This is a genomic window from Actinotalea ferrariae CF5-4, assembly GCF_000603945.1.
Lineage (GTDB): Bacteria > Actinomycetota > Actinomycetes > Actinomycetales > Cellulomonadaceae > Actinotalea > Actinotalea ferrariae.
The window spans coordinates 1-3,984 of the sequence record NZ_AXCW01000317.1 but is presented as its reverse complement, the minus strand read 5'-3'; the positions used below and the strand labels follow the sequence as shown (position 1 = coordinate 3,984).

The window sequence follows — 3,984 nt, the reverse complement described above, 5'->3', positions numbered from 1 at the left end:
GAGCATCCGGGCGAGGACCGGCGCCGCGAGCCCGACGAAGCCGATGGGGCCGGCGACCGTGACCGCGGCGGCCGCGAGCACCACGGCGAGCACGACGACGACGACGCGCGTGCGCCGCACGTCCAGCCCGAGCGAACGCGCGGCGTCGTCGCCGAGGGCCAGGAGGTCCAGGCGCCGCCCGAGCGCCACGAGCGCCGCGACGCCGAGGAGCGCCACCGGCCCCACCTGCAGCACCGTGCGCAGCCCCGACTGCGCCACCGACCCGCTGCCCCAGGCGAACAGGCCGGTCGTCTCCTGCGCGAAGACCAGCAGCAGGACCATCGTGACCGAGCCCAGCGCGAGGCTCACGGCAGACCCGGCCAGGACCAGGCGGGTGGGGCCGGTCGCGCCGGCACGGGCGACGGCCAGGACGAGCGCGGCGGCGGCGAGCCCCCCGAGGAACGCGAGCAGACCCCGCGCCGGCAGCGGCAGGGCGAGCCCGAGCACCGCCGCGGCGACGACGGCGAGGTACCCGCCCGCGTTGACCGCGAGCGTGTCGGGCGAGGCCAGCGGGTTGCGGGCGACGGACTGCAGCACCGCGCCCGCCGCCCCCAGGGCCGCGCCGACGAGCAGCGCGGCGAGCACCCGGGGGAGCCGGGACGCGACGAGGACGGCGAGCGCCTCGTCGTCCCGGTCGGTCACCAGTCGCAGCAGGTCCAGCGCGCCGACGTCCGCGGTCCCCAGCGTGAGGTCGACGACCGCCAGGACCGCCACGACCACCCCGGCCAGCGCGAACGCGGTGCCGCGCGTGGCGGCGGTGCGGGCGCGCGACGCCGTCGGCGGCCCCGGGCGGGGTGCCCGACGGGGTCCCACCGGGGTGGCCGGGGTGGTCGTGGTCACGGTGCGGGGACGGGTGGCGGGGTCGGCGTCCGGGCCGTCGTCAGTCGGTCAGCGCCGCGACGACGGCGTCGACGTACGCCTCGCCCGCCGCCGGGCCGCCGAAGAGCCAGATGCCGTCCGGGAGCCGGTGCACGGAGCCGGAGGTGACGAACGGACGCTGCTCCCAGATGGGGTTGCCGGCCAGGCTCTCGCCGAACGGGTCGGTGAACGCGCCGTTGACCAGGTAGAGGAAGTCGACGTCCTCGAGCACGGTCAGGCCCTCGACGTCGGTCGTCGCGAGGCCGTAGTCGGGGTCGCCCTCGCCCTGCCAGACGTTGTCCAGGCCGAGCTCCCCGAGGATCGCGCCGAGGTAGGAGCCCTCGGTGAACATGCGGACCGAGACGACGCCGTTGGTGTCCCAGCCGTCCGCCATGACGACCGGCGCGCCCGCGACGCCCGCCTCCTCCAGCGCCGTCCGGCCGTCGGCGATCGCGGCGTCGAAGCCCTCGAGCAGCTCGGTCGCGCGGTCCTGGGTGCCCGTGGCCTCCGCGAGCAGCTCGACGGTCTCGCGCATGTACCCGAGCGGGTCGGTGGCGTCGGACCCGCGCACGGCGATGACCGGCACCTGCTCCTCGATCTGCGCGATGACGTCCTCGGGCAGGTCGGTCGTCGTGACGACGAGGTCCGCGTCGAGCGCCGCGATCGCCTCGAGGCTGGGCTCGCCGCGGAAGCCGACGTCGGCGACGTCGCCCTCGAGGGGCACGACCGTGTTCCAGGTGTTGTAGCCCTCGACGTCGGCCTGGCCGACCGGGACCACGCCGAGGCTGAGCAGGTTCTCCGTGAGGCCCCACTCGAGCGACACGACGTCCTGGGCGGGGGCCTCGAGGGTGACCTCGCCGCGCTCGTCGGTCACGGTGACCGGCCCGGCGACGGTCGCCGGCTCGTCCTCGGGGGTCGCGGCGGCCGGGTCCTCCGTCGTGCCGCAGGCGGTGAGCGCGGCGGCGGTGAGCGCGGCGAGACCGACGGCGAGGCTGCGGGGGCGTCGTGCGGGGGTCATGGGTGGGGGATCCTCTCGGCAGGGTCGGGTCGGGTCGGGTCGGTGCTGGGCAGGGGCAGGGCAGACAGACAGGGCAGAGCAGGCGGGCAGGGCAGAGCGAGCGGGCAGGGCGAAGGCCGCGGCCGGGAGCCGCGCGGGCGTCAGACGGGGTGCGGCGACGTCAGCGGACGGGCGTCCCCGGGGCGGTGCGGGGCGGGCGGCGGGTGCGACCGACGGGGTGGATCCGCACGTGCCCGTGGGCGTCGAGCGAGACCTCGACCGGAAGCCCGTACACCTCGGTGAGCGTGTGCGCGGCGAGCACCTCCTCCGGCACCCCGTCCCCGACGACGACGCCCCGGTGGAGCAGGACGAGCCGGTCGGCGACGCGGGCCGCCTGCTCGAGGTCGTGCAGGACGACGCCGACGGCGACCCCGTGCTCCTCCGCGAGGTCGCGGACCAGGTCCAGGACCTCCACCTGGTAGCGCAGGTCGAGGTGGTTGGTGGGCTCGTCGAGGAGGAGGACGTGCGTGTCCTGCGCGAGGCAGCTGGCCAGCCAGACGCGCTGGAGCTCGCCGCCGGAGAGCTCGTCCGCGGGGCGGTCGGCCATCTCGTTCACCCCGGTCACGCCCATGGCCCACGCGACGGCGCGCGGGCCGTCGTCGTCGGTGCCGCGCCAGCGCGGGCGGTGCGGGTGGCGGCCGTACTCGACGACCTCGCGGACGGTGACGCCGCCCGGGACAGGACGGTTCTGGGAGAGGAGGGTGACGCGGCGGGCGAAGGCGCGGGCGTCGAGGGCGCGGGCGTCGCCGTCGGGCAGGGCGACCGTGCCCGCCGTCGGGGTGTGCAGCCGCGCGAGCGCGCGCAGCAGGGTCGACTTGCCGCTGCCGTTCGGGCCGGCGAGCACGGTCACCTCTCCGGCCCGCAGGTCCACCGTGGCGTCGTGGACGACGACGGCGTCGCGGCCGTACGCGAGGCGCAGGTGCTCGCCGCGCAGCGCGGGAGCCGGCCACCCGGTCACGGCGCGCGCCGGAGCGTTCTCGAGGAGCGTCACAGAAGGAAGGTAAGCCTTACCTTCGTTCGGGAGCAAGTCGCGTCCTGAGGCGCCTCTTCAGGACTCCGCACCCTCGCTCTTGTGGTCGAAGCCGGCGACGCCCTGGCGCCAGTAGCCCGTCATCGAGCAGGACCGCTTGTCGAGCCCGCGCTCGCTGACGTGACCTCGGATCACGCGGACGACCGTCGCCTCGGCCGCGGCCCAGAGCCAGCCCTCGGCGTCGTCCGGGACGGCGGTGAGCGCCTCCCGCACGGCGTCGGCGAGGAGCGTCGAGGTGCCGGCCGGCGTGTCGCCGCGGTGGAGCCACGTCACCCGCGCACCGGGGTGGTCGGGCAGGGCGATCTCGTCCGCCGGGCCGCCGACCTCGGCCAGGACGTGGACGGCGGGCCCGGCGGGGAGCTGCTCGAGCCAGCTCTGCGCCCCGGGGAGCCCGGTCTCGTCGACCGCGAGGACGTACCAGGCGCGGTCCATGGGCGGGACCTTGGTGGTCTTCGGGCCGAGGAGCCCGAGCTGCTGGCCGGGACGGGCCTGGGCGGCCCAGCGGCCGGCCGGTCCGTGGGCGTGGACGGCCATGTCGATCACGACCTCGCCGGCCGCCGCGTCGAACGTGCGGATCGAGTAGTCGCGGCACGTCGCGCCCGGCGGGGCGACCCAGGCGCCGTCCGCCTCCGATGGCAGCAGCGGGGCGTCGTCGGGCCGCCCGTCCGGAGGGAACCAGACCTTCGCGTGGTCGGTGGGGCCGTCCGCGCGGAACCCTGCGAGCTCCGGACCGCCGAGCGCGACCCGGCGCAGCGACGCCGACAGGTCCTCGACCCGGACGACCTCCAGCCGTCGGGCGACCAGCGGCAGCTTCGTGCGGCGGACGGGCGAGTCGCCCCCCGTCGGTGCGGGGGCAGGCGGTGTGGCGGGTGGGGTGACCGACGGGGGGACGAGCGCGGTGAGGGGCGGGGTGGCGGGCGAGCCGGTCCCGGCTCCGGCGGTGCTGCTCACGGGTGCTCCCGACGACGACGCGGACGGACGAGCCAGGGTACGTCCGCCG

4 protein-coding genes are annotated in these 3,984 nt (G+C 76.9%); all 4 read right to left on the bottom strand.

What is annotated here, in order from left to right:
• The coding region (locus tag N866_RS16980) for an iron chelate uptake ABC transporter family permease subunit (protein ID WP_034228699.1) at positions 1-879 on the bottom strand (879 nt) is incomplete at its 3' end.
• A gap of 40 nt (positions 880-919) precedes the next feature.
• A complete protein-coding gene (locus tag N866_RS16975) occupies positions 920-1,915 on the bottom strand; it encodes an ABC transporter substrate-binding protein (protein WP_034228697.1) in 996 nt (331 codons plus the stop codon).
• Between the two features lie 160 nt (positions 1,916-2,075).
• The gene (locus tag N866_RS16970) at positions 2,076-2,945 is read right to left on the bottom strand and encodes an ABC transporter ATP-binding protein (RefSeq protein ID WP_281173277.1); all 870 of its coding nucleotides are present in this window, start codon (positions 2,943-2,945) and stop codon (positions 2,076-2,078) included.
• Positions 2,946-3,002: 57 nt separating this feature from the next.
• Complete coding sequence (locus N866_RS16965; protein WP_052023200.1) at positions 3,003-3,935, bottom strand: siderophore-interacting protein; 933 nt, start codon at positions 3,933-3,935, stop codon at positions 3,003-3,005.
• Positions 3,936-3,984: the final 49 nt, after the last annotated feature.

Excerpts from the sequence above, each read along its gene's own strand:
- N866_RS16975 (WP_034228697.1), bottom strand. The coding sequence starts at position 1,915 with ATGACCCCCGCACGACGCCCCCGCAGCCTCGCCGTCGGTCTCGCCGCG.